We start from the raw sequence: 24,952 nt of genomic DNA, 5'->3' as shown, positions 1-24,952 counted from the left end.
GGCCCGAACATGACAACCGCACTCGACCAACTCAAGCAATACACCACCGTCGTCGCCGATACGGGCGACTTCCAGCAGCTTGCCCAGTACAAGCCGCAAGATGCGACCACCAATCCGTCGCTGATTCTGAAGGCGGTGCAGAAAGACGACTACCGGCCGCTGCTCGAAAAGACCGTGAAAGATCACGCGTCGAAGCCGGTCGGCGCGATCATCGACCAGTTGCTGATCGCGTTCGGCACCGAAATCCTCAAGATCATTCCGGGCCGCGTCTCGACCGAAGTGGACGCGCGCCTGTCGTTCGACGTCGAAGGCTCGATCGCCAAGGGCCGTGAACTCATCGCGCTGTACAAGGACCACGGCGTCGAACGCGAACGCGTGCTGATCAAACTGGCTTCCACGTGGGAAGGCATCCGCGCGGCCGAAGTGCTGCAGAAGGAAGGCATCCGCTGCAACATGACGCTGCTGTTCTCGCTCGCGCAGGCCGCGGCCTGTGCCGAAGCCGGCGCGCAACTGATCTCGCCGTTCGTCGGCCGCATTTACGACTGGTACAAGAAGAACGCCGGCAGCGCGTGGGACGAAGCGAAAGACGGCGGCGCGAACGATCCGGGCGTGAAGTCGGTGCAGCGCATCTACGCGTACTACAAGAAGTTCGGCTACAAGACCGAGGTGATGGGCGCGAGCTTCCGCACCACCAGCCAGATTCTGGAACTGGCCGGCTGCGATCTGCTGACCATCAGCCCGGACCTGCTGCAAAAGCTGCACGAAAGCACCGACAAGGTGGAGCGCAAGCTGTCGGCGGACATCGCCAGGGACACGGACATCGAACGCGTGCCGGTCGACGAATCGTCGTTCCGTTTCCTCGTCAACGACGAAGCGATGGCGACCGAAAAGCTCGCCGAAGGCATCCGCGCATTCGCGGCGGACGCCGTGAAACTGGAAAAACTGATCGAAGCGCTGCGTTAAAAATCACTGCGTTAAGGTCGCCCGAAGCATGCGGCCCTGAGCCTCGCGGTTCAGGGCCGCATGCCGTTTACGAACGACTTTTCGCACACGCCGGGGAACCCCGCTTCCTGCGACTTAAAGTCACAACTGCCCCCGCAACGGGCGACTACAATCGTCTGCACGCCCGCTCGCTCGCCGCTCCTCGGCGGGGAACGCGGCGCCGCTCATTTCACGTTCACGGAGACGATCATGCAAGTTCAGCCCTATGTGTTTTTCAACGGCCGCTGCGAGGAAGCGCTCACCTATTACGGCAAGCATCTCGGCGCGGAAGTGACGTTCATGATGCGCTTCAAGGACGCGCCGCCCGACCCGCAGAATCCGCCGCGCGCTGGTCTCGAAGACAAGATCATGCACGCCAACGTCAAGCTCGGCGCGAGCCAGTGGATGGCGTCGGACGGTCATTGCGATCCCGATGCGCCACGCATGAGCGGCTTCAGCCTGTCGCTGACCGTGGAGGACCCGGCATCCGCCCAGCAATATTTCAATGCGCTCGCCGACAGCGGCCAGGTGCTGATGCCCTGGGGCGCGACGTTCTGGAGCAAGGGCTTCGGGATGACGGTGGACCGCTTCGGTCTGACGTGGATGGTGACGCTGCCGCCGCAGGTTTGAGCGCCGTGCCGGTTACCCCGGCAAGTCAAGCGTTCAGCAACGCCCGCGGTTGCCGCTCGATATTCCAGTTCGGCTCGGTTTCCAGCAATAGCGCGCGCAACCGGTCCACCTGCTCGGCGAGCCGCTGCCCGAGCCAGTAGGGCCCCTGCAAATCGGGCGGCAACCCGAGCGCCGCGCCGCCGCGCGTCTGCGCGAGCGGCGGCGCGGCCGGAATGCCGGGGCGCGTCGCGCGGCCAAAGCGCAAGCCGCGCGCCATTGCCAGCAGAATCGTCCGCACGGCGCGCACCTCCGCGCCGGATTGCCCGGCATACGCGGCACGCGCCACCGCATCGGCGTGCATCAGCGGACCGGTCGCGAGCAACTCCAGCGAACTGAGCACCGAGCGGTGCAGCCGCTGAATTTCTTCGAGCCGCGCCTGCGGCACGTCGACCTCCTTCGCCACCGAAGGCATCAACGAGCGCAACTGCACGAGCCGCCGATTGATTTGCAGAAAGCGCTTGACCTGCTCCTCCTCGCCGATCGGCGCGCCTTCAAGCAAACGCGTGTAGATGCGCGCGCATTCGCGCAGATTGGTGGCGATCCCGTAACGCCACGAATACGTCGCATACAGCGGCAGCGCGAACGAAAACGCCAATGCGATCACGATGCCGATCAGCACGTTCAGCGTGCGCCACAGCCCGACGTCGATCTGGTTGTCGCCGTGGCCCGCGACGATGCACATCGTGATCGCCGTCAATAGCCCGATATAGCCGGACGACCCGATCGCGAACCACGCGCAGATCGCCGCGAAGACCGACATCAACAGGTACGTGAGCGGCAGCGAGCCGAGCAAATTCTGCTGCACGATCAGCAGGAGCCCGATCGACGCTCCGAGCAACGTCCCCGCGGCCCGCTCGGCCGCCTTCTTGCGGATGTTGCCGTGATGCTGCAAGCCGCCGATCACCACCAGCAGCGTCACCGACGCCCAGATGCCGTGCGGTATATCGATCCCCGTGGTGGCGAGAATCGACACGATCATCGCGAGGCCGACGCGCAGACTGTGCAGCACCTTGGCATGGCGATAGCGGTAGTACGGGGACGTGATCGCGCGCAGCGCGCGGCTGATAGCCGAGCGGCGTCGAATCGCGGTAGGGGAATCGGCAGAAGCCATGAGCCCGGCGGAGTGTGTTGAAGGACGGTCCCGCTATCGTGCCCTGGAGTGCGCCCGGAAGACAAACGCCCGCAAACTTTCGTCTGCGGGCGTTGCGCCTTCCACTTGCCGAACAGGCGCGCGGCTTAGTTTTCCACCACGTCCAGATAATCCTCGGGACGCGTGCGATCTTCGGCGCGCTGCATGCCCAATGCGCGCACCAGCAGGCTCACCAGCACCGACACCACCAGGTTCACGACCAGCGACCACACCGCCGCATAACCCGGAATCGCCATGCCGAACAGGTGGATCGTGAAGATCGAACTCGCCAGCTTCAGCGAAATCGCCATCCACGTACCGGTTGCGATGCCGGCCGCCCAACCGGCCAGCAGGCCGCGATAGTCGAGCACGCGCGTGTACAGACCCAGCACGATCGCCGGCAGCGTCTGGATGATCCAGATGCCGCCCAGCAGTTGCAACTGGATCGCGTAGGTGAGCGGCAGGCCGAGAATGAACGCCACCGCGCCGACCTTGACGATCAGCGAGACCAGCTTCGCGACATTGGTCTCCTGGTCGTGCGTCATGTTGCGGTTGACGAACTCCTTATGGATGTTGCGCGTGTACAGGTTGGCTGCCGCGATCGACATGATCGCCGCCGGCACCAGCGCGCCGATGCCGATCGCCGCGAACGCCACGCCGACGAACCACGACGGAAAGAAGTGCAGGAACAACGCCGGCACCGCAAAGTTCGGGCCGAACGCCTTGAAGTACGGCGCGAATTCCGGCATGTCCTTCACGCCCGAGGCGAGCGCCATGAAGCCGAGCAGCGCGAGCAGGCCGAGCACCAGCGAGTAGGCCGGCAGCATCGCCATGTTGCGGCGGATCGTGTTGCCCGAATTCGACGACAGCACCGCGGTGATCGAGTGCGGATACAGGAACAGCGCGAGCGCCGAGCCCACCGCGAGCGTCGCGTAGGCGCTGTAGCCGTTCAGGCTCGATACGTCCGGCGCCGTCAGCAGCAGCTTGGCCGGCGGCACCGTGCTGAAGATATGGCCGAAGCCGCCCAGTTGCGGCGGAATCACGATGACCGCGGCAAAGATCGTGACGTAGATCAGGATGTCCTTGACCACCGCGATCATGGCCGGCGCGCGCAAGCCCGAGGTGTACGTGTACGCCGCGAGGATCGCGAACGCGATGATGAGCGGCAGATCGCCGACGAAGCCCTGCGTGTCGAAGCCGAGCGCGCCGATCACCACTTCGATACCGACCAGTTGCAGCGCGATGTACGGCATGGTCGCGAGAATGCCCGTGACCGCGACCGCCAGCGCGAGCATGCGGCTGCCGTAGCGCGCCGAGACGAAGTCCGCCGATGTCACATAGCCCTGGCGCTTGGCGATGCTCCACAGTTTCGGGAACACGACGAACGCGAACGGATAGATCAGGATCGTGTAGGGCAGCGCGAAGAAGCCGGTCGCGCCCGCGCCGAACACCAGTGCCGGCACCGCGATGAAGGTGTAGGCCGTGTACAGGTCGCCACCCAGCAGAAACCACGTGACGATGGTGCCGAAGCGCCGCCCGCCGAGGCCCCACTCTTCCAGATGGGCGAGATCGCCGCGCCGCCAGTGAGCCGCGACAAAACCGAGGATCGTGACGCCGATGAAAAACAGCACGAAGACGAAAGTTGCGATCGCGTTCATTAGCGTGCGCCTCCTTGCGAGCCGCCCGTCGAACGGGTCTTGGTCTTGAAGTACACGAGCGCCGTGATGACCGCGCTGATCAGCACCCACAGGAGCTGATACCAGTAGAAGAACGGAAACTCGAACAGTTGCGGTTCGACCTTGTTGTATGACGGCACCCAGATCATCGCGATCCAGGGCAACAGCAGCAACCAGAGCCAGTGCTTGCTGGCCTTGTTCGCGTCGGCGTCGTGAGCCATGACGTCTCCTCTTCCCTATTATTGAAATGTTGGTCCGTGTTTGACGGGTGGCGGCTCTCCCGCGGAGGGTCGCCCCGCGGATGGCCACGGGCACCCCGAAAGCCTCGAAAGAGTATAGGAGCCGCAAAGGTGTGGTCAAGCAGGGGCGACCCGAGGCGGGATCGGGGTTTCGGCGAGGGTGAAAAGCGTTGATGCGCCGAGGGCGCAGACGGTTGATGCGTGCAGGGCGGCCGTCTCAGGCGACCGCCGTAACGAGGACCGCGGGTGCAGCGAGGGCCGCGATGGCCCCGATAGGCCCGACAGCGAGCGCCGCCGACGACCCGCCGTGCGGCACGCCGGTTGCTCGATGCGCGCCACCGGATGGCGGCGACCGTCGCGCGGGCGCAACGGGCGGATTGCGATTCGCCGCTGCCGCTGCGCCTGCCGATCAGATAGAGAACGAGGCGCCTGTCTGCCCGGACGATTCCTGTAGACCCTTGATCCACTTGCGCGCCGGCAAACCGAGTTCCGCTTCGATCAGTCTCGCGCGCGCCTGCAGCGCCGCGAACGGCACCTCCAGCGCCGGGCCCGAAAACGCGATCGCGATGCGATTGCCGTCATGCACTTCCGGCAGCGCGACCACGCGGCCGTCGAAGGCTTCGTTCAGGCGCTTCATGTTGCGCACGAAGCTCGGGTGGTCGCCGAACAGGTTCACCGTCACCACGCCGGCCTCGGTCAGACACGCGCGCACCGCACGATAGAAGCCGACGCTATCCAGCACCGGACCCCGCGCGGTCGCATCGTAGACGTCGATTTGCAACGCGCCGATCGTGCCGTGATTGGCGCCGTCGTTGACGAAGTCCCACGCGTCCGCTTCGTGCACGGTGAGGCGCGCATCGTCGTGCGGCAACTCGAACATCGTGCGCGCGGCCACCACCACAGCGGGGTTCAATTCGACTGCCTCGACCTTCGCGCGCTTCAGAAAGCGGTACGCGAACTTGGTCAGCGCCGCGGCGCCGAGCCCGAGCTGGACGATGCGCTTCGGCGTTTCGATGAACAGCAGCCAGGCCATCATCTGCTGCGCGTATTCGAGTTCGATGTGATCCGGCTTGCGCAGACGCATCGCGCCTTGCACCCATTCCGTGCCGAAATGCAGGAAGCGCACGCCGCCTTCTTCCGAGAACGTGACCGGCGCGAAACGCGGCTTGCGCGGCGCTTCGATTTGCGGCGCGTCGCGCAGGTCGTCGTCGCGTGACGCGCGTTTTCTGTTGTTGCGCAGTGCGTGGTGTTGATGGTGTTTATCGCCGGCGGCGTCCGCGTCCCGATTGCGGAAGGCACGCGCTTCAGCGGAAGCGCGCTTGATCAATTTCGTCATGTAAGGATGTCGCGCCAAAGACGCAATTTTTGGTCGAACGAGAGCATAGCATTCGCCGGACTCGACGAAGGCAGGACGAGCGTCGTGTAACCCGCCGCGCCGATCACCGGCGCAAAGCGGCCCGCCGTCTTGCCGTTGAAGCACACCTTCTTCAACAGCGGCGCGTGCTCGCGCAGCGAAGCGAAGTCGTTCGGTTGCGCGTTGCGAATCGCCGCATCCAGACTGCCCTCGCGATGGCACGCGGCCAGCACGTCCCACACGCCGATGCCGTGGGCGAGCACGCGTCGCAGCCGCTCTTCGTAGGCGAGTTCGGCGAGCGGTTCTTCGAGTACGGTGCCCAGCAGCCGCCAGAACTGATTGCGCGGATGCGCGTAATACTGCGTCGCCGCGAGCGACGCTTCGCCGGGAAAGCTGCCGAGAATCAGCGTATGCGTGTCCGCTGCGACGACGGGAGGAAAGCCTTGCAGCATCAGCGGCTCCGTTCGTCGGACGCGCGCGCCGCCGGATGCGCGAGCGAAGCGGTGTGTTCGAGCGAACGGCCATGTTCGCGCACGCGCGGATGCGCCGCGCGCGGAACGGCTGCGGACCGCTCGCCCGCCTCGGCAGAATCGGACCACGCAGACGACGCGGCCAACGCGGCCAGATGCGCCCACAGCGCGGGCAACATGCATTCGGTCACCATCAGCGGCGCGCCCTGACGCTCGAACACCGAGCGGCGCGCGACCAGCGCATGCGGCGGGCGGCCTGCAACTTCACGCACCGCCAACCGGTACAACGGATGACGCGCGGTCAATCTGCGGCTCACCAGCGACGAACGCGCGACGCTGCTATCGCTGTAGAGCAACTCCGCGAGCGGCCGCGTACGCAAGCGCCGCGTCGCCTGCCACACGCCGACGCTCGCGGCGAGCGGCGCGACGCTATGCGCCGCGACGAACGGCACGCCGTCGACCGACAGCACCACTTCCCGCACCCACACCGGCGCGCGCGGCGCGAGACCGAGCGCGGCATGCTCGTCGGCCCACGGCAAGGCGACGCCTTCGCGTGTGACGCGCACCGCGACCGCGCCGAGCGCGCGCAGATGCGCGGTCAGTGAACCGCCACGGGTCAGCCAGTCTTTCTGATCGGCACTCAGGCCGGCTAAAGGAGCGACGCGCCAGTGGGCGTCGGCGGCATCGAAACGGATGGACATGGTGTCGGATTATAGCGGCGCGACTGTACGGGGATGGCTTGGCCTCGCCGATCTTCCTGCAGCAAGTTTCATCGACGACTACGCGTGCGGTGACGCGCCTCGACGAGATCGTCGGTTTCGGACAGTTCCGATTCTCGGTCAGCAACGACGCGCGATAAAACCGTCGTGCTTGACAAGCTCGGCGGTTCGCCCGAGATCGAAGGGCACGCCATGTGACCGGATCATGAAGAGGAGATGAGATGAAAAAGATGAAACCATTCCTGAGCGCAACGGCTTGCGCGATGTCGGTTCTGCTCGTAACGGGTTGCGCATCCCGGTTGGACCGCGATCACGAAACCTCGCTGAACAAGGCGGTCGGCATCGAGGTGGCGCCGGTCGCGAGCGGCGTCGCGGTCAAGCTGCCCGAAACCGCGCTGTTCGAGTTCGGCAAGTCGGAAGTGCGCGGCGATGCCCAGGCGGTCGTCGATCGCTCGGCTGTTCTGCTCAAGCGCAGCAAGAAGCCGATCATCGTCGAGGGATACACCGATAACGTCGGCACCCTCGAATACAACCAGCAGCTTTCCGAAGCGCGGGCGACCGCCGTGGGTCACGAACTGGTGGACCGCGGCGTGCCGATCGACCGCATCCGTACCAAGGGCAACGCCTACAACGATCCGGTGGCGAGCAACGATACGGCCGAAGGACGCGCGCTGAACCGTCGCACGGAGATCGTCGTGCGGGGCGAGACGATGGATACGTTGATGGGCAAGAAGTAAATCGCGGTCGCAGCCAACAATCGCGGCCAAAAAAAATGCGCTGCCGCGGCAGCGCATTTCTTCAACCCATTTTCAACCACGAAGCGTCAAATACGACGCCCCCGGCGCACCCTCAACTCGCGCGCGCCAGCAACAACGCATTGGTGCGCTTCACGAAGCTCGCCGGATCTTCCAGCGCACCGCCTTCGGCCAGCAAGGCCTGGTCGAACAGCAGATGACACCAGTCGTCGAAATTCGCGCCGTCCGCCTGCAAGCCCTTCACCAGCGCATGCTCGGGATTCACTTCGAGAATCGGATGGAACGACGGCGCTTGCTGCCCCGCGGCCTTCAGCATGCGTTGCAGGTAGCCGCTCATTTCGCCGTCGTCGGCGACGAGGCATGAGGGCGAATCGGTCAGGCGGAACGTCAGGCGCACGTCCTTGGCCTTGTCCTTGAGCGCTTCCTTCATCTTCTCGACGAGCGGCTTGAACTCCTCGCCGACCTTCTCCTGCGCCTGCTTTTCCTCGTCGTTCAACGCGCCCAGATCGAGATCGCCGCGCGCGACGCTTTGCAGCGGCTTGCCGTCGAATTCGTTGAGGAACGACAGCATCCACTCGTCCACGCGATCGGTCAGCAGCAAGACTTCCACGCCCTTCTTGCGGAACACTTCGAGATGCGGGCTATGGGTCGCGGCCTGCCAGGTGTCGGCGGTCACGTAGTAGATCTTGGTTTGCTCGGGCTTCATGCGCGCGACGTAATCGGCGAGCGACACGGTCTGCTCCGGCGACTCGGTATGCGTCGACGCGAAGCGCAGGAGCTTCGCAACGCGCTCGCGGTTGGCGAAGTCCTCGCCGACGCCTTCCTTCAGCACCTGGCCGAATTCCTTCCAGAAGCCGGCGTATTTTTCCTTATCGGCGTCGTTATCCGAATGGGCCAGATCCTCGAGCATCGACAGCGCGCGCTTGGTCACGCCCTCGCGGATCGCCTTCACGTCGCGGCTTTCCTGCAGGATTTCGCGCGACACGTTGAGCGGCAGATCGCTCGAATCGACCACGCCCTTCACGAACCGCAGATAGGCGGGCAGCAGTTGCTCCGCGTCGTCCATGATGAACACGCGCTTCACGTACAGCTTCAGACCGCCGCGATGATCGCGGTTCCACATGTCGAATGGCGCGTGGCTCGGCACGTACAGCAATTGCGTGTACTCGCTGCGGCCCTCGACGCGGTTATGCGTCCACGTGAGCGGATCCTGATGATCGTGCGAGAGGTGCTGATAGAACAGCTTGTACTGCTCGTCGGTGATGTCGTTCTTCGAACGGGTCCAGAGCGCGCTCGCCTGATTGACGGTCTCGTCCTCGTCCTTCGTGACCATCTCGCTCTTTTCCGCGTCCCATTCTTCCTTCTTCATCAGGATCGGCAGCGCGACGTGATCCGAATACCGCTGAATGATCGACTTCAGACGAGGCGACGACAGCAGTTCGTCTTCATCGGCACGCAGATGCAGCGTGATGGTCGTGCCGCGCGCGGCGCGTTCGATCTGCTCGACGGCGAAATCGCCCTCGCCCGCGCTTTGCCAGCGCACGCCCTCGGCGGCCGGCAAACCGGCGCGGCGCGTTTCCACCGTGATCTTGTCCGCGACGATGAAGCCCGAATAGAAGCCCACGCCGAACTGGCCGATCAGCGCCGCGTCTTTCTGCTGGTCGCCGGAGAGCTTGCCGAAGAATTCCTTGGTGCCCGAGCGCGCGATCGTGCCGAGGTGCGCGATCGCTTCGTCGCGGCTCATGCCGATGCCGTTGTCGTCGATCGTGACGGTGCGCGCGGCCTTGTCGTACGAGACGCGAATGCGCAGATTCGGATCGCTCTCGTACAGCGCGTTGTTTTCGATCGCTTCGAAGCGCAGCTTGTCGGCCGCGTCGGACGCGTTCGAAATCAGCTCGCGCAGAAAGATCTCCTTGTTGCTGTACAGCGAATGGATCATCAGGTGCAGAAGCTGTTTCACTTCTGCCTGAAAGCTCATGGTTTCTTGTGCCATGGTCGGACTTCCTCTCTGTTGCGAATGGGGTTCGGGTCGGGCGTGGCGCGAAACCAGCAACGCCTGGGGGCGCCGGCCGCCGGATCGTCCGTCTAGCTGGGGGCGACCCGGCGCGGTTTCAAGAGGCGCGGCGCGCGACGCCGTCGAGATAGCGGCACAGAAAGGTCGCCAGTTCGGGATCGCCGCAGTTGGCGATATTGAAGCGCATCCACGTCGTGGGCGACTGCTGCGGCGAAAAAAGGCTCCCCGGCGTCAGCAGAAAACCGGCTTCGTGGCCGGCGGCGGCCAGCGCGCCGGCGTCCACGCCGGTGTCGGCCCACAAAAACATGCCCGCGGTGGGCGTGAGGAATAGCTTCAGGCCGGTCTTCTCCAGCATCCGCACCGACTTTTCTCGCACCCCGTCGAGCCGCGCGCGCAAGCGCTCCACATGCCGCCGGTAATGGCCTTCGGTGAGGATCTTGTAGAGCACGCGCTCGTTCAGCTCGGGGCTCGTCATGCCGACCAGCATCTTCTGATCGCTGACCGCCCGCGCCACCTCCGGCGCGCACGCGATGAAACCGACGCGCAGATTCGGCGCGAGCGTCTTCGAAAAGCTGCCGAGATAGATCACGCGCTTGAGCTGATCGAGGCTCGCGAGGCGCGTGCCGGGATAACTCGGCGGGCAGAGATCGCCGTAAATATCGTCCTCGACGACGATGAAGTCATAGGCTTCGGCGAGGCGCAGGATGCGAAACGCCTGCGCCGCCGTGAGCGACGTGCCGGTCGGGTTCTGCAGCACCGAATTGATCACCAGCATCTTCGGCCGCCAGGTTTGCACCAGCGATTCGAGCGCGTCGAGGTCGGGGCCGTCCGGCGTATACGGCATGCCGACGAGCCGCGCGCCCTGCGACGCGAAGCGCCCGAACATCTGGAACCAGGCCGGATCGCCGACGATCACCGCATCGCCCGCCTTCACGTAGATGCGCGAAATCAGGTCGATCGCCTGCGTGATGCCGGACACCATCACGATCTGGTCGGGCGACGCGCCGATCTCCAGCTCCTCCAGCCGCGTCTGCAACTGCTGGCGCAACGGCAAAAACCCCTGCGGCGTGCCGATGCCGAGCATCTGCGCGCCGCTCTGCCGGCCCAACGTGCGCAGCGCGTTGGTGATCAGGTCGCCGTCGAGCCAGCGTGCCGGCAGATAGCCCAGCCCCGGACTGCGCTCGGGGCGCGCGCCGGTATGCAGCATATTGCGCAGCAGCCAGACGACGTCGATCGTGGCCGGCGCGGGCGCGGCTTCGGCGATCCGGTGAATCTCGGCGGATGCCGCGCCGGCGAGCCGCTCGCGCACGTAGAAGCCGGAACCGCGCCGCGACTCCAGAAACCCTTGCGCCACCAGCCGCTCGTAGGCCTCCACCACGGTGAAGCGCGACACGCCTTTGTCGAGCGCGAGCTTGCGGATCGACGGCATGCGCATGCCGGGGCGGAACACGCGCTCCTCGATGCGGCGGCGGGCCCACTGCACGAGCTGCTCGACCAGCGTCAGCGAGGCGGTGTCGTGCGGGGCGGGAATCTGGGCAAGCGGGACGGACATGACGAGCTCCAACTGTACCGAATAGTATCGAAGCGATTGTACCGTTACTGTGCAGGTCAGCGCCGCTACATTCGAGATGAAAGAAGGATGACCGGAGCGGCTGCAACGACACTTCGCGGCACACCACCGCTCGCGGGCCGATCAGGTCCAGGCGGCTCCGAACCCCATCCGCATGGCCCGCCGATCCGGCAAACGGTTATGCTTACGACCCCGGCAGCGCCACCGCCACACCCGGCCCGCTCCGGCTCACCGCAGAAAACCGTTGCTCGATCCGTCATGACTGCTCATCCGCTCCAGCTCGACCATCTCGTGATTTCCGCCCGTACCCTCGACGAGGGCACGCAGTACGTCGCCGACACGCTCGGCATCGCACCGTCCGGCGGCGGCGCGCATCCGCTGATGCGCACGCACAACCGCCTGTTGAACCTGTGGGGCGGCGTGTACCTGGAGGTGATCGCAGCCGATCCGCAGGCCGCCGAACCCGCCGACGGCGCCGCGCCGCGCGCCCGCCTGTTCGCCCTCGACGACCCGGCGACCCACGCGCGGCTCGAAAAAGGGCCGTACCTGTCGCACTGGGTCGCTCGGGTCGATCGGCCGAAACGCCTTTCGACGTGGCAAGCGCAGTATCCGCAGCGCATTCCGCCGATCGTGCCGATGACGCGCGGCGATTTCACATGGGGCCTGTCCGTGCCCGACGACGGCGCGTTCCCCGGCTGGCAAAGCGCGGGCGACGGCGTGCTGCCCTCGCTGATCCAATGGGATACGCCGCGGCATCCGTCGGCGGTCTTGCCGGAAACCGGCATTGCGTTGAAGGCCCTGAAAGCCGCGCATCCCCAGGCCGACACGGTGGCGGCGCAGTTGCGTTGGCTGGGCGCGGCGCATCTGATCGAACTGCGGCCGACCGACGGCGCGCCGGCGTTGAGCGCGGAGTTCGACACGCCCGACGGTCCGCGGACCCTTGCATAAGCAGCGCGCGCGGGTCGTCGACTCGCGCGATAATCGAAGTTTTGAACGGTTCCAGAGACACCAGCAGAGGAAACCATGGACCAAAGCGACTTGAAAGCCCCCACGTGGCAACTGTCCGAGCGCGCACGCAAGCTCACGAGCTCGGCGATCCGCGAGATCCTGAAGGTCACGGAACGGCCCGAAGTCATTTCGTTCGCGGGCGGCCTGCCCTCGCCGGCCACCTTCCCGGCCGAACGCATGCGCGAAGCGTCCGACCGCATTCTGCGCGACGCGCCCGCCGCGGCGCTGCAATACAGCGCGACGGAGGGCTATCTGCCGTTGCGTGAATGGGTCGCGCGGCGCTATTCGGTGAACGGCGCGCAGATTCGTCCCACGCAGGTGCTGATCACGACCGGCTCGCAGCAAGCGCTGGATCTGCTCGGCAAGGTGCTGGTGTGCCCGGACAGCCCGGTGCTGGTCGAAACGCCGACCTACCTCGGCGCGCTGCAATCGTTCTCGATGTACGAGCCGCGCTACGTGCAGGTGCCGACCGACGAACAAGGCCTGATCCCCGAAACGCTCACGCCCGAACTGACCGCCGGAGCGCGCCTGTTGTACGCGCAGCCGAACTTCCAGAATCCGACGGGCCGCCGCCTGCCGGTGGAACGCCGCCGCGCGCTCGCCGAGTTCGCGAAGACCGCGCCGTTCCCGGTGATCGAAGACGATCCCTACGGCGCGCTCGACTACGCGGGCGAGCCGCTGCCCACCATGCTGTCGATGGCGCCGGACCATATCGTCCACCTCGGTTCGTTCTCGAAGGTGCTGGCGCCGGGTCTGCGGGTCGGCTACATCATCGCGCCCGAAGAGTTGATCTTCAAACTCGTGCAGGCCAAGCAGGCCACCGATCTTCACACGCCGAGCTTCACGCAGCGCATCGTGTACGAAGTGATCAAGGACGGCTTCCTCGACACGCATGTGCCCACCATTCGCGAGCTGTATCGCGCTCAATGCGCGGCCATGCTCGCGTCGCTCGAACGCTATATGCCCGAGGGCGTGAGCTGGAACCGTCCGGAAGGCGGCATGTTCATCTGGGTGAATCTGCCCGCGCAAATCGACAGCATGAAGCTGCTGGCGGAAGCCGTCGCGCAGAACGTCGCGTTCGTGCCGGGTGGTCCGTTCTTTGCAAACGAGGCGCAGCACAATACGCTGCGTCTGTCCTTCGTCACGGTGCCGCCGGCACGAATCGACGAAGGCGTGTCGCGTCTCGCCGCGCTGATCCGCGCGAAGATCTAAACAACCGGAGGCCGCGCCTCCCGCGTTACCCGATTCCACTACCGAACAAGGACACGACATGGCTCAAACGAATGTGTACGACAAGCTCAAGGAACTGGGCATTGAATTGCCGAGCGCGGGCGCGCCGGCAGCGGCCTATGTGATGAGCGCGCAAAGCGGCAACACGGTGTACCTGTCCGGGCACATCGCGAAGAAAGACGGCAAGGTATGGGCCGGCAAGCTCGGCGCCACGCTCAGCACCGAGGAAGGCAAGGCCGCGGCACGCTCGATCGCCGTCGACCTGCTCGCCACCCTGCACGCGCACGTCGGCGATCTGAATCGCGTCACGCGCATCGTCAAGCTGATGAGCCTCGTCAACTCGACGCTGGAATTCACCGAGCAGCATCTCGTCACCAACGGCGCGTCTGAATTGATCGCCGACGTGTTCGGCGAGCGCGGCAAGCATGCGCGCTCGGCATTCGGCGTGGCGCAGATTCCGCTTGGCGCATGCGTCGAGATCGAGATGATCGCCGAAGTGGAGTAAACGCTCGACCGGCCGGACGGCATAAGAAAACCGGCTCGGACCGGTAGCCGGCCCATCGGACAAGCTGTAAAAAAACGCGTCGCGAGGTGGTGGCCACCCGCGGCGCGTTCCGCATTTGTGGCGAGGTGGATCGTTCCTTCATCAACGGATAGAATCCGCGAACCATAGCCATCTGCCGGCTTCGCCGGATCGCGCCCGATGCTCCTCAACACCGTTCGCTTCAAACAGGTCGACGTGTTCACGTCGGTGCCGTTCAAAGGCAATCCGCTCGCCGTCGTGTTCGATGCCGATGCGCTCGACGCGGACCAGATGCAAGCCATCGCGCACTGGACCAATCTCTCCGAAACGACCTTCCTGTTGAAACCGACAGACCCGGCCGCCGACTATCGCGTGCGGATCTTCACCACGCAGGGCGAACTGCCGTTCGCCGGCCATCCGACGCTCGGCTCCGCGCATGCGCTGCTCGAAAGCGGCTATCAGCCGAAGCAGGCCGGCAAGCTGGTGCAGCAATGCGGCGTGGGGCTCGTCGAATTGAAGGCGCTAGCCGGATCGGCCGGCGAGGACAACAGCGCCTGGGCCTTTGCCGCGCCGCCCGCGCGCGTCACGCCGCTTGCCGAGGCGCGCTACGCCGCGTTGTCCGCGGCCTTGCGTAGCAATGCGATCGACTTCAGCGCACCGCCCTGCGCGGTCGACAATGGTGCGCCGTGGCTCGTGGTGCGCCTCAAATCGGCGCGCGATTGCCTCGCGCTCGAACCCGACGCCGCCGCGCTCGCCGAGATCGTGCATTCGGTCGATACCCACGGCGTCGCCGTCTACGGCCCGCACGAGGTAGGCGATCCGGCCACCTTCGAGGTGCGCTGCCTGATGGCGGGCGGCAGCTTCGGCGTCGGCGAGGATCCGGTGACAGGCAGCGCCAATGCCGCGCTCGCCGGCTTGCTGAGCGCCCAGCAGTTGCGCCCTGGCACGCGCTATACCGCTCGCCAGGGCACCGTGCTGGGCCGCGCGGGCAAGGTGTCGGTGCACTACGACGACGCAAACGGCAAGACATGGATCGGCGGCTCCTCAGCCACGATCGTCGATGGCACGTGCCGCCTGGGATGAACGGCGCGGGCCGCGACGCTCGTGGACTGTGCGCAAGGCGCGAGGCTTCGAGCATCCAGGTTCGGCGCGCCGCCGCCGCGCCCTGACCACAAACGCCACATCGTTTGCACGACTAATGCGCTTCGCATCATGAAAGGCTTGCCAGATGCGTGCCAATACCCTGAATATCTGAAACGCCGGAACACCCGATCCGATGAAATGCCCGAACATGACCGCTGGGCGGCTGCCCTTGAGCCGAGCAAGCCGGCCAGGCGTCCAGCCGGGGAAAACGACCTGCCCGGCGCGCGTATACCCGATGCGAGGAAGCTTCCTTAATCCAGTGGCATTAAGTAATATCGAAACGTTCCCGACGACCTGCGGATGGTCAGGCACGACGCCACGCCCCTTCTTCCTGCGCAGCAGTCCCGGCGCCTTGGTGACCATGCAGCCAACCATGAAATCAGCGCAGTCGATGTCCGCGCGTTCGCAAACGGCCGGCAGCCTTGCACGGGCCGCGCAATGAGCAAATCCCGCTTCTCCGACCACACCGAAACCAAACCTCGGCGCGACCCCGCGGTGTCGCGCCGCCGCGCGCTGCTCGCCATTCCCGCGCTAGGCGTGCTGGTGCTGATTTTGCTGTGGACCGTGATCTTCGCGCGCCTGTCGGTCGAAAAAGAAGCCACGTATCGTGAGGCGATGGCCTCCGCCGCGATTCTCTCGGCGGCGCTCGAACAGCACACCGTGAAGGCGATTCACCAGGTCGATCAGATCACCCGCTTCGTCAAATACGAGTTCGAGAAAACCCCACATAGCTTCGATCTCGCGAGCACGGTCGAAAAAGGCGTGGTGCAAAGCGAGACCCTGGTGCAGGTGTCGCTGATCGATGAACACGGCACGTTGATTGCAAACACGGCCGAGCTCAACCCCAAGCGCATCGACCTGTCGGACCGCGAACACTTCAAGGTCCACGAACACGAAAACGACGACCAGTTGTTCATCAGCAAACCGGTGCTCGGCCGCGTGTCCGGCCATTGGACCTTGCAGATGACCCGGCGTCTGAATCATCCGGATGGCTCGTTCGCGGGCGTGGTGGTGGTGTCGGAGGACCCGAGCTATTTCACCAGCGACTTCTACAACAACGCGGCCATTGGACGCGAAGGCGTGATCGCCGTGATCTCGGACAACGGCGCGGTGCTCGCGCGGCGCACCGGCAGCGTCGTCTCCGCCAACGGCGCGTTCTCGGCGAGCGGCTCGTATCCGACCTCGGAACATGTGTCGGGCACCTACGTCGACTCGATCGACAACGTCACGCGCATCGTGTCGTACCGGCATATCGACGGCTATCCGCTCGGCGTGCTGGTCGGCCTTTCGCAAGCCGAGGAATTCGCCGACTACAACCACACGCGCAACGTCTATCTGTTGATGGCGGGCTTCATCTCGCTCGCCATGCTGAGCTTCTTCGCGGTGGCCACGGGTCTGATCGGCAAGCTGCTCGGCCGCGAGCGCGAGATGACGCATCTGGTCGAATACGATCTGCTGACCGGCCTGCGCAACCGCTATGCCACGCTGCAAACGCTGCGGCACGACGTGGCGCAGCCCGCCAATCTCGGCCGCCTCGCGATTCTCTTCATCGACCTCGACAACTTCAAGACCGTCAACGACACGCTCGGCCACAACGCCGGCGACATCGTGCTGCAAATGACGGCCTCGCGACTCGCCACCGCGGTCGGCGACGGCGGCGCTTCGGGCGGCGCGTTGAGCCGTATCGGCGGCGACGAGTTCGTCGTCGTGATCAAGGGCGACGATGTCGAGAAGCGCGCGGTGGCGCTCGCCGAGGCCGCCGCCGAAGCGTTCGCCAAGCCGTTCGAGGTGCGCGGCAGTTCGTTCGTGCTGCATGCGAGCATCGGCATCGCGCTTTATTCGGTCGCCAATGAAAGCGAGATCGACCTGCTGAAAAAGGCCGACCTCGCGATGTACAGCGCGAAGGACGCGGGCAAGAACTGCTACCAGTTCTATTCGCCGCAACTGTCACACCGCGCGGACCATCTGATGAAGTGGGAACAGCAACTGCGCGTCGCGCTCGCCGAAGGGCAACTGTTTCTCGCCTATCAGCCGAAGATCGATCTCACGCGCCGCTGCATTACCGGCTTCGAGGCGCTGGTGCGCTGGAATCATCCGCAGCATGGTTTGATTCCGGCGAACGAATTCATTCCGGTTGCCGAATCGACCGGCCTGATCGTGCCGATCGGCGACTTCGTGATCGAGACCGCGTGCCGTCAACTCGCGCAGTGGCAGCAACAGGGCTACGACACGCTGTCGCTCGCGGTGAACATTTCGGCGGTGCAATTCTGGCGCGGCGATCTGTACGAGACCATCTCGCATGCCATCGAGGAAAGCGGCATCTCCGCGCGCCGCCTCGAACTCGAGATCACCGAAACGGCGATGATGGAATACCCCGAACTCGTCTCCGAGAAAATCTTCGCGTTGAAGCGCCTCGGCGTGCGAATCGCGCTCGACGACTTCGGCACCGGCTATTCGTCGCTCTCGTACCTGAACCGCTTCTCCGTGGACACGCTGAAAGTGGACCGCTCGTTTATCCAGGCCATTCCGGGCGACCGCAGCGTCTGCGTGATGGTGACCGCGATCGTCAATCTGGCGCGCTCGCTCGGGCTGACGGTGGTGGTCGAAGGCACGGAGACCGAAGAGCAGATTGCATGGCTCGCCGCGCTCGGCCATATCGAGGCGCAGGGCTTCCTGTTCTCGCGCCCGGTGCCGGTGGACGCCATTGCGGCGCTGCTCGAACGCTTCGGCGTATGCGGCCAGACGGTACGCCGCCCCGCGCATGCAACCGACAGCGCGAGCAGCGTGCCGAGCACCAGCAACTGAGCCGTAACGCAGTAGAACCGCTACATGCACGGCGTAGCGCGTCACCGCGCGTAGCCGGCCGCATCAATACAACAACGATTCAACAGGGCGGGGGTCCTTGACCAAGGCCCCCGCGGCACCATGCAGACGATAACGAGCCAAGATGCCGCGAGACGAGGAAACCGGGAACCGCTATGGACGCTATTTCGGGTCGTGTTCGGCCTGTCGGCGTTGTCATGGGGCGGACTCGCGCTCATGGCGCAACTCGAAAACCACTATGTCGAACGTGAAGGCAGGCTCTCGCGCGTCGCCTTCTCCGACCTGATCGCGCTCGCCTGGATGGTGCCGGGGCCGGTGGGCTGCAACGTCGCCGTGCAGCTCGGGCACGCGCTGCGCGGACGCGCCGGCGCGTGGGTGGCGGGCATCGCGAGCGTGCTGCCTTTTTTCACGCTGATGACGCTGTTCGCGATCTTCTATCGCACGCCGCTCGTGCGCGCCGCCTCGTCGCAAATCTTGCTGAATCACTTCAGCGTGGTGCTGGCCACGTTGATCGCGATCACCTGGTTCAAACAGATGCGCGCGCTGGTGCGCGGCAAGCTCGAATGGAGCGCGGCGGTGCTGGGTTGCGTGGCGCTTTTCTATGCGCGCAGTCCCGCCGCTTACGTCTTGATGCTCGGCGCGGCGTTCGGTACGGGCTGGATCGCGAGCCCGGTTCGCGATAGCCACATTGTCGTGTCGCTCGCACGCGGCGACTGGCAAGTGCTGGCGTCGCTCTCCGTGTTCCTGGTGCTGTTCGCGCTGCCGCTGCCGCATCGCTATGAACTGGCGCTGCTGTGGCCGCGGCTGGCCGGCGCCGGCATGACCTTGTTCGGCGGCGGCTTTTCGGCGTTGCCCGTGCTCAAGACCTTGTTCGTCACGCCGGCGATCGGCATATCGGATAACGACTTCACCCTGGCGTTTTCGCTGTCGCCGCTTTCGCCTGGCCCGCTTCTGAACGTGGTGCCGTTCTTCGGCTATCTGGTGGACGGCTGGGCGGGCGCCCTGATTGCAACGCTGGCGCTATTCGTGCCGTCGGGATGCCTCGTGGTGGTGGCGCAACGGCATCTGCATCAGTTGAAGGCCAATCCGCGTTTCGAGCATGGCATGCGGATCTTGCGCGCGGTCACGACGGCGTTCCTCGCGGTGGCCGTGTTGCGCATCGCGGTACGTGTACCGCTCGAACCGGTTTATCTGCTGACCGCGCTCTTCTCCGGCATCTGCTTCGCGAAGCTCAAGCTGCCGGTGTACGCGGTGTACGGCACGGTGGCCGCGGCGTGTGGCTTGTGGCTTGCCCACGGCGCGCTGCACTGAGGCAGCGGCGGCCGCGGCGGCCGCGCCGCTCAGAATCCGCGCGAGAGCACCGCGACGCCGATCGTCACCACGCCCAGCACGATATTGATCAGCACGAGGCGCCGGATCGTGCCGACCGCCTGCGCGCCGTCCGGCCATTTTTGCGCCTGCACCGCGCGACGAATGCGCGGAAACACAGCGAAGCGGATGTGGCCGAAGATCAGCATCATCACGATGCCGATGCCGGCCATTGCATGCAGCGGCCAGGTTGCGCGACCGCCGCCGAATTGCATCAGCAGGAAACCGCCCGTGAGGAGAATCACCAGCACCGACGCGGCGACCCAGTTGAAGAAGCGGCCGAACACCGATTCCCACAGAGGCAGGCGCAATTGCGGCGATAGATCGGCAATGGCCGGACGCAAACAGAAATGTGCGAACACCATTCCGCCGACCCACACTGCAACCGCGAGCAGATGCAGAAAGAGCGCGAGTTCGATAGCCTTGTTCATGTTGTTTTCCTCTGCCGACGACGCCATACCGCTTATGCCGAATGCTATTAGCAGCGGCTACTGAGCGCGTTCGACCGCACGCTATGTGTGCAGTTCCTGCGCCGATGGCGTTCTGACATTCTTTCTAGTTTTAATGCAGCGCGCCGCGATACGGCGACGCGTTGCCCTCGAAATTCCACTGCGCACGGCGCGCGCTCGATGTGTCGTGGCGCGCGCCGCGTTGCTGCGTTTTACGCCGCGTTTCGCGCTGCGTTTTACGTTACGTCACGCGCTTATGTCACGCGGCCAGCACCGGACGCATTCCCTCGAGCTTCAGCTTGCTCTCGGGCGTGCGCCCCTTGCGCGCCCGCTTGCCGATATGCGGTGTGAGCGCCGCCCCGCTCAGCTTCTCTTCGTCGAGACGGCCGCCGCGGCGCGTACCAATCAGCATGACACCCGCATGGTTGATCGCCAGCGCCTGCGACAGCGTTTCCTTGTCGTCGAGCCCCATCAGCGTGACGCCGCGTCCGCCGCCCGAGAGCGTCTTCATTTCGTCGAGACCGAACACCAGCACACGCCCGCCCGACGATAGACACGCTATGTGCGTGGCGTCCGGCAGCATCGGCATCGGTGCGAGCGGCGCGGCGCCGGCGTCGATCGTCATGAACGACTTGCCCGCCTTCACGCGGCTCACCATATCGCCGACCCTGGCGATAAAGCCAAAGCCATTGCTCGACGCGAGCAGCAGCGCCTGATCCGCGGCAGCCGCGTAGTAATGCATCAGATGGCTGCCGGACTCGAGTTCGATCAACGACGTGACCGGCACGCCGTCGCCCCGGCCGCCCGGCAGCAGCGCCACCGCCACCGAATACACGCGGCCATTGCTGCCCCACGCGACCAGCGTATCCGGCGTGCGGCATTGGAACGCCGCATAAAGACCGTCGCCGGCCTTGAACGTGAAGCCGGCCGTGTCCAGGCCGTGGCCCTTCAGCGCGCGCACCCAACCCTTCTGCGACACCACCACGGTAACCGGTTCGTCGACCACGCGCGCTTCGAACGTCGCGCGCTTTTCCTGCTGGATCAGCGTGCGGCGCTCGTCGCCGTATTGCTTCGCGTCGGCTTCGATTTCCCTGATGAGCAGGCGCTTCATTGCCGATTCACTGCCGAGCAGTTCCTCGAGCCTGGCCTTCTCGTCGCGCAACTCGGACAGTTCCTTTTCGATCTTGATCTTCTCGAGCCGCGCCAATTGACGCAAGCGGATTTCGAGAATGTCCTCGGCCTGGCGATCGGACAAGCCGAACGCGGCCATCAACGCGACCTTCGGTTCGTCGGATTCACGAATGATGCGGATGACTTTGTCGATGTTCAAAAAGACGATCATCCGGCCTTCGAGGATGTGAATCCGGTCGTCGACCTTTTGCAAACGATGACGCGTGCGGCGCGTGACCGTCGCGAAGCGGAACGCGATCCACTCGTGCAGGACTTCGCTCAAGCCCTTCTGACGCGGCCGGCCGTCGCCGCCCACCATCACCATGTTGAGCGACGCATTCGATTCGAGGCTGGTATGCGCGAGCAGTGAATTGACGAACTCCGTCTGATCGATGCGGCTCGACTTCGGCTCGAAGACCAGGCGCACCGGCGCATCGCGGCCCGACTCGTCGCGCACCGCGTCGAGCAAGCCGAGCATGGTCTGCCTGGTCTGAAGTTGTTCGGGCGTGAGCGCCTTCTTGCCGAGCTTGATTTTCGGGTTGGTCTGTTCTTCGATTTCCTCGAGCACCTTCTGCGTGGCCGTATTCGGCGGCAGTTCGGTGATCACGAGTTGCCACTGCCCGCGCGCGAGTTCCTCGATCTTCCAGCGGGCGCGCACCTTCAGGCTGCCGCGGCCGGTTTCATAGGCGGCGGAAATTTCGGCTTCGCTCGAAATGATCTGGCCGCCGCCGGGGAAGTCGGGCCCGGCGATGTGCTGCATCAACTCGGCGTGCTGGATCTTCGGATTGCGGATCATCGCAACCGCCGCCGCCGCGACTTCGCGCAGATTGTGCGAGGGGATTTCCGTCGCGAGTCCCACCGCAATGCCGGAGGCGCCGTTCAGCAACACGAACGGCAGGCGGCCGGGCAACAGCCTCGGTTCCTGTGACGAGCCGTCGTAGTTCGGCATGAAATCGACCGTGCCCTGGTCGATCTCGTCGAGCAGCAGTTTGGCGATCGGCGTGAGACGCGCCTCGGTGTAGCGCATCGCCGCCGCGCCGTCGCCGTCGCGCGAACCGAAGTTGCCCTGGCCGTCGATCAGCGGATAGCGCATCGAAAAATCTTGGGCGAGACGCACCAGCGCGTCGTATGCCGACTGGTCGCCGTGCGGGTGATACTTGCCGAGCACGTCGCCGACCACGCGCGCCGACTTGACCGGCTTCGCGTTGTCGCCGAGGCCCATCTCGTTCATCGCGTACAGGATGCGGCGCTGCACCGGCTTCTGGCCGTCGCATACATCCGGCAGCGCGCGGCCCTTGACCACGCTCACCGCGTAGTCGAGGTACGCGCGTTCCGCGTAATTGCCGAGCGTCAGGAAGTCGCCTTCCGGAGGCGGCGGCTCGGTGAAAAGATCAAGCGTGTTGTCGTCGTCCATCTAGATTCCGTATCGGTGTTTGGCGTGAAGTTTTCGTGCGAAGGTGGAGCGCTGCGACAACGCTCAGATGTCCGCTTCCACTTCGTTGCCTTTTTCTTCCAGCCAACTGCGCCGCGACGACGCTTCGCCCTTGCCCATCAGCATGGTCATGCGCGCGACCGTGGCGTCGTAGTCGAGCTCGCCGAGCGCCACCGGCGTGAGGCGGCGCGTGTCGGGGTTCATCGTGGTGTCCCACAACTGTTCCGCGCTCATTTCGCCGAGGCCCTTGAAGCGGCTGATCGACCACTGGGTATCGCGCACGCCGTCCTTGCGCAGCTTGTCGAGGATCGCCTCGAGTTCGCCCTCGTCGAGCGCGTAGAGCTTCTGCGCCGGCTTCTTGCCGCGCGCCGGCGCGTCGACGCGAAACAGCGGCGGACGCGCGACACACACATGCCCGCGCTCGATCAACTGCGGGAAATGCTTGAAGAACAGCGTGAGCAGGAGCACCTGAATGTGCGAACCGTCGACGTCGGCGTCCGAGAGAATGCAGATCTTGCCGTAGCGCAGATTCGACAGATCGACCTTGTCATCCGGGCTATGGGGATCGACGCCGATCGCCACCGAAATGTCGTGCACCTCGTTGTTCGCGAACAGCCGGTCACGCTCGGTTTCCCATGTGTTCAGCACCTTGCCGCGCAGCGGCAGGATAGCCTGGTATTCCTTGTCGCGGCCCATCTTCGCGGAGCCGCCCGCCGAGTCGCCCTCGACCAGAAACAGTTCGTTGCGGCCGATTTCCGTCGACTCGCAATCGGTCAGCTTGCCCGGCAACACGGCGACGCCCGAACTCTTGCGCTTCTCGACTTTCTGCCCGGCGCGCGTGCGGGCTTGCGCCTGCTTGATGACGAGCTCCGCGAGTTTCTTGCCGTGCTCGACGTGCTGGTTCAACCACAGTTCGAGCGCCGGACGCGCAAACGACGACACGAGCTTTACCGCGTCGCGGCTATTCAGCCGCTCCTTGATCTGCCCTTGGAACTGCGGATCAAGCACCTTCGCGGACAGCACGAACGACACGCGCGCGAATACGTCTTCGGCAAGCAGCTTCACGCCCTTCGGCTGCAGGTTGTGCAACTCGACGAAGCTCTTCACCGCCTGGTAAAGACCGTCGCGCAAGCCCGCTTCGTGCGTGCCGCCCGCGGGCGTCGGAATCAGGTTGACGTAGGACTCGCGCATGAGCGTGCCTTCCTCGCTCCACGCAACGACCCAGGCGGCGCCCTCGCCTTCCGCGAACGTCTCTTCGTTCGCGCGCGAGTTTTCCGCGTAGCGTTCGCCCTGGAACAGCGGAATCAGCAGATCGCTGCCGTTCATGCCTTCGAGCAGATAGCCGCGCAGACCGTCTTCGTATTTCCACGTCTGCTGCTCGCCGGTTTTCTCGTTGATCAACGTGACTTCCACGCCCGGCAGCAGCACCGCTTTCGAGCGCAGCAGACGTTGCAATTCGCCGAGCGGCAGGTTCGGCGAATCGAAGTACTTCGGATTGGCCCACGCGGTGACGCGCGTGCCGGACTTCTTCTCGCCCTTCGCGGCGGGCCGCACCGTGAGTTCCTTGGCGACGTCGCCATTGGCGAAACTCAGGTCGGCGACCTTGCCGTCGCGCCACACGGTGACGTCGAGGCGCGTGGACAGCGCGTTGGTGACCGACACGCCGACGCCGTGCAGGCCGCCCGAAAACGTGTACGCGCCGCCGGCGGCTTTATCGAACTTGCCGCCCGCGTGCAGGCGCGTGTAGACGATTTCGACGACCGGCACGCCTTCTTCGGGATGCAGGCCGAACGGAATGCCGCGGCCGTCGTCCTCGACCGAGACCGAATGGTCCGCGTGCAGCGTGACCGTGATTTGCCGGCCGTAGCCGCCCAAGGCTTCGTCCGACGCGTTGTCGATGACTTCCTGAATGATGTGCAGCGGATTTTCGGTGCGGGTGTACATGCCGGGCCGTTGCTTGACCGGCTCGAGACCCTTCAACACCTTGATCGACGCTTCGCTATATGCGGCGTTTGGCTTTTTCGTAGACATGATTGCTCGGGTGCGTCGGTTCATCGTTGTCCACAGCGCCTGTGGACAGGTCCGTGGACAATGCGTTGAGTTTTCTAAAAAAGCGAAACGAAACAACGGGGTTAGGTGGGGTGCCCGCGATGCGGGCAAGCTGTTTTGTCGCGTGGCCTCCGGCTGGCGCGCTCAACGGCGGCGCATAGCCGGCCTCACGGCCGGCCAA

21 protein-coding genes are annotated in these 24,952 nt (G+C 64.8%); 9 read left to right on the top strand and 12 right to left on the bottom strand.

Annotated features, from left to right (window positions below):
* Positions 1–9: 9 nt before the first annotated feature.
* Both tal and CUJ90_RS04660 read left to right on the top strand, forming a co-directional pair.
* A complete protein-coding gene (gene tal, locus CUJ90_RS04665) occupies positions 10–963 on the top strand; it encodes a transaldolase (RefSeq protein ID WP_114162090.1) in 954 nt (317 codons plus the stop codon).
* 228 nt (positions 964–1,191) lie between these two features.
* Entirely contained in the window at positions 1,192–1,611 is a 420-nt protein-coding gene (locus CUJ90_RS04660) for a VOC family protein (protein WP_114162089.1), read from the top strand.
* Positions 1,612–1,636: 25 nt separating this feature from the next.
* Here the strand turns inward: CUJ90_RS04660 and CUJ90_RS04655 are convergent, their stop codons facing one another.
* The 6 genes from CUJ90_RS04655 to CUJ90_RS04630 form a co-directional block, all read right to left on the bottom strand.
* Positions 1,637–2,761 carry an FUSC family protein gene (locus CUJ90_RS04655; RefSeq protein ID WP_114162088.1) on the bottom strand — a complete coding sequence of 375 codons (1,125 nt, stop codon included), beginning with the start codon at positions 2,759–2,761 and terminating at the stop codon, positions 1,637–1,639.
* A gap of 125 nt (positions 2,762–2,886) precedes the next feature.
* Positions 2,887–4,437, bottom strand: a complete 1,551-nt coding sequence (mctP, locus tag CUJ90_RS04650; RefSeq protein ID WP_114162087.1) for a monocarboxylate uptake permease MctP — start codon at positions 4,435–4,437, stop codon at positions 2,887–2,889.
* On the bottom strand, positions 4,437–4,676 hold the full coding sequence (locus CUJ90_RS04645) for a DUF3311 domain-containing protein (protein ID WP_073429490.1): 240 nt from the start codon (positions 4,674–4,676) through the stop codon (positions 4,437–4,439). The genes mctP and CUJ90_RS04645 overlap by 1 nt, the downstream gene beginning before the upstream one ends.
* A 427-nt stretch (positions 4,677–5,103) precedes the next feature.
* Complete coding sequence (locus CUJ90_RS04640; protein ID WP_114162086.1) at positions 5,104–6,030, bottom strand: class I SAM-dependent methyltransferase; 927 nt, start codon at positions 6,028–6,030, stop codon at positions 5,104–5,106.
* Complete coding sequence (locus CUJ90_RS04635) at positions 6,027–6,500, bottom strand: DNA-deoxyinosine glycosylase (protein ID WP_114162085.1); 474 nt, start codon at positions 6,498–6,500, stop codon at positions 6,027–6,029. Before CUJ90_RS04635 ends, CUJ90_RS04640 begins: the two co-directional genes overlap by 4 nt.
* Positions 6,500–7,219, bottom strand: coding sequence for a chorismate--pyruvate lyase family protein (locus tag CUJ90_RS04630; RefSeq protein WP_114162084.1), 720 nt, complete (start codon positions 7,217–7,219; stop codon positions 6,500–6,502). Before CUJ90_RS04630 ends, CUJ90_RS04635 begins: the two co-directional genes overlap by 1 nt.
* 248 nt (positions 7,220–7,467) lie before the next feature.
* On the opposite strand from CUJ90_RS04630, the gene CUJ90_RS04625 reads away from it, so the two are divergent.
* A complete protein-coding gene (locus tag CUJ90_RS04625; RefSeq protein WP_114163436.1) occupies positions 7,468–7,974 on the top strand; it encodes an OmpA family protein in 507 nt (168 codons plus the stop codon).
* Between the two features lie 112 nt (positions 7,975–8,086).
* On the opposite strand, the gene htpG is transcribed toward CUJ90_RS04625, so the two are convergent.
* Positions 8,087–9,985, bottom strand: coding sequence for a molecular chaperone HtpG (gene htpG / locus CUJ90_RS04620; RefSeq protein ID WP_114162083.1), 1,899 nt, complete (start codon positions 9,983–9,985; stop codon positions 8,087–8,089).
* 118 nt (positions 9,986–10,103) lie between these two features.
* Positions 10,104–11,558, bottom strand: a complete 1,455-nt coding sequence (locus CUJ90_RS04615) for an aminotransferase-like domain-containing protein (RefSeq protein ID WP_073429485.1) — start codon at positions 11,556–11,558, stop codon at positions 10,104–10,106.
* A gap of 276 nt (positions 11,559–11,834) precedes the next feature.
* On the opposite strand from CUJ90_RS04615, the gene CUJ90_RS04610 reads away from it, so the two are divergent.
* From CUJ90_RS04610 to CUJ90_RS04595, 4 genes are all read left to right on the top strand, one after another.
* Entirely contained in the window at positions 11,835–12,524 is a 690-nt protein-coding gene (locus CUJ90_RS04610; protein ID WP_114162082.1) for a VOC family protein, read from the top strand.
* A 75-nt stretch (positions 12,525–12,599) separates the two neighbouring features.
* Positions 12,600–13,796 carry an aminotransferase-like domain-containing protein gene (locus tag CUJ90_RS04605; protein ID WP_073429483.1) on the top strand — a complete coding sequence of 399 codons (1,197 nt, stop codon included), beginning with the start codon at positions 12,600–12,602 and terminating at the stop codon, positions 13,794–13,796.
* A gap of 58 nt (positions 13,797–13,854) precedes the next feature.
* Positions 13,855–14,319 (top strand): RidA family protein, encoded by a 465-nt coding sequence (locus CUJ90_RS04600; protein ID WP_114162081.1) that lies wholly within the window; start codon positions 13,855–13,857, stop codon positions 14,317–14,319.
* 198 nt (positions 14,320–14,517) lie between these two features.
* Positions 14,518–15,420 (top strand): PhzF family phenazine biosynthesis protein, encoded by a 903-nt coding sequence (locus tag CUJ90_RS04595; protein WP_114162080.1) that lies wholly within the window; start codon positions 14,518–14,520, stop codon positions 15,418–15,420.
* Here the strand turns inward: CUJ90_RS04595 and CUJ90_RS32310 are convergent.
* Positions 15,382–15,843 (bottom strand): hypothetical protein, encoded by a 462-nt coding sequence (locus CUJ90_RS32310; RefSeq protein ID WP_152035330.1) that lies wholly within the window; start codon positions 15,841–15,843, stop codon positions 15,382–15,384. The genes CUJ90_RS04595 and CUJ90_RS32310 overlap by 39 nt on opposite strands.
* A 75-nt stretch (positions 15,844–15,918) precedes the next feature.
* Here CUJ90_RS32310 and CUJ90_RS04590 point away from each other — a divergent pair, with 75 nt between their 5' ends.
* Positions 15,919–18,285: a bifunctional diguanylate cyclase/phosphodiesterase gene (locus CUJ90_RS04590; RefSeq protein WP_073429480.1), complete on the top strand. Its 2,367-nt coding sequence runs from the start codon at positions 15,919–15,921 to the stop codon at positions 18,283–18,285.
* Positions 18,286–18,405: 120 nt separating this feature from the next.
* On the top strand, positions 18,406–19,614 hold the full coding sequence (locus tag CUJ90_RS04585) for a chromate transporter (protein WP_083085281.1): 1,209 nt from the start codon (positions 18,406–18,408) through the stop codon (positions 19,612–19,614).
* A 29-nt stretch (positions 19,615–19,643) separates the two neighbouring features.
* On the opposite strand, the gene CUJ90_RS04580 is transcribed toward CUJ90_RS04585, so the two are convergent.
* The 3 genes from CUJ90_RS04580 to parE all read right to left on the bottom strand — a co-directional run bounded on the left by CUJ90_RS04580 (position 19,644) and on the right by parE (position 24,753).
* Entirely contained in the window at positions 19,644–20,102 is a 459-nt protein-coding gene (locus tag CUJ90_RS04580; protein WP_073429580.1) for a CopD family protein, read from the bottom strand.
* Positions 20,103–20,379: 277 nt separating this feature from the next.
* A complete protein-coding gene (gene parC, locus CUJ90_RS04575) occupies positions 20,380–22,704 on the bottom strand; it encodes a DNA topoisomerase IV subunit A (RefSeq protein ID WP_114162079.1) in 2,325 nt (774 codons plus the stop codon).
* Positions 22,705–22,767: 63 nt separating this feature from the next.
* A complete protein-coding gene (gene parE, locus CUJ90_RS04570; RefSeq protein ID WP_083085292.1) occupies positions 22,768–24,753 on the bottom strand; it encodes a DNA topoisomerase IV subunit B in 1,986 nt (661 codons plus the stop codon).
* Between the last annotated feature and the right edge of the window lie 199 nt (positions 24,754–24,952).

The organism is Paraburkholderia terricola (assembly GCF_003330825.1).
Lineage (GTDB): Bacteria > Pseudomonadota > Gammaproteobacteria > Burkholderiales > Burkholderiaceae > Paraburkholderia > Paraburkholderia terricola.
The sequence above is the reverse complement of the archived record's forward strand: the minus strand, read 5'-3'. Positions and strand labels throughout refer to the sequence as shown.